General features: G+C 51.0%; 8 tRNA genes. All 8 read right to left on the bottom strand.

Annotation, left to right across the window (positions count from 1 at the left end):
• Window positions 1–2: 2 nt before the first annotated feature.
• Window positions 3–76 (bottom strand) — tRNA-Pro (locus ADH54_RS09040).
• Between the two features lie 15 nt (window positions 77–91).
• Window positions 92–165 (bottom strand) — tRNA-Arg (locus tag ADH54_RS09035).
• Between the two features lie 11 nt (window positions 166–176).
• Window positions 177–262, bottom strand: a tRNA-Leu gene (locus ADH54_RS09030).
• A 7-nt stretch (window positions 263–269) separates the two neighbouring features.
• Window positions 270–341 (bottom strand) — tRNA-Gly (locus ADH54_RS09025).
• A 22-nt stretch (window positions 342–363) separates the two neighbouring features.
• Window positions 364–436 (bottom strand) — tRNA-Thr (locus ADH54_RS09020).
• Between the two features lie 18 nt (window positions 437–454).
• A tRNA-Leu gene (locus ADH54_RS09015) sits at window positions 455–536 on the bottom strand.
• Window positions 537–541: 5 nt separating this feature from the next.
• Window positions 542–614: transfer RNA gene (locus ADH54_RS09010), tRNA-Lys, on the bottom strand.
• A gap of 24 nt (window positions 615–638) precedes the next feature.
• Window positions 639–711 (bottom strand) — tRNA-Asp (locus tag ADH54_RS09005).
• Between the last annotated feature and the right edge of the window lie 65 nt (window positions 712–776).

Genomic DNA, 776 nt, shown 5'->3' with positions numbered 1-776 from the left:
TATCGGGAAGACAGGATTCGAACCTGCGACACCTTGGTCCCAAACCAAGTACTCTACCAAGCTGAGCTACTTCCCGAGTTAAATAGAAAAATGCACCCTAGAGGAGTCGAACCTCTAACCGCCTGATTCGTAGTCAGGTACTCTATCCAGTTGAGCTAAGGGTGCTCATTAGTTTATGCCGAGGACCGGAATCGAACCGGTACGATCGTTACCAATCGCAGGATTTTAAGTCCTGTGCGTCTGCCAGTTCCGCCACCCCGGCCTCTCCAAGCGAACGACGGGATTCGAACCCGCGACCCCCACCTTGGCAAGGTGGTGTTCTACCACTGAACTACGTTCGCACTGTTTTCTTCTATCTAAAAATGCCGGCTACATGACTTGAACACGCGACCCTCTGATTACAAATCAGATGCTCTACCAACTGAGCTAAGCCGGCTCATTTATTATATCTTAATGCGGGTTAAGGGACTTGAACCCCCACGCTGTTAAGCGCCAGATCCTAAATCTGGTGCGTCTGCCAATTCCGCCAAACCCGCATATATGACCCGTACTGGGCTCGAACCAGTGACCCATTGATTAAAAGTCAATTGCTCTACCAACTGAGCTAACGAGTCTAAAATAACTTCCGTTATCTTAAACGGTCCCGACGGGAATCGAACCCGCGATCTTCGCCGTGACAGGGCGACGTGATAACCGCTACACTACGGGACCTTTGGGAGTTAACGGGATCGAACCGCTGACCCTCTGCTTGTAAGGCAGATGCTCTCCCAGCTGAG

Origin of the sequence: Streptococcus pseudopneumoniae (genome assembly GCF_001072315.1) — a bacterium.
Taxonomy (GTDB): domain Bacteria; phylum Bacillota; class Bacilli; order Lactobacillales; family Streptococcaceae; genus Streptococcus; species Streptococcus pseudopneumoniae_R.
Note: the sequence above shows the minus strand (reverse complement) of the source record. Positions and strands in the feature narration are given on the sequence as shown.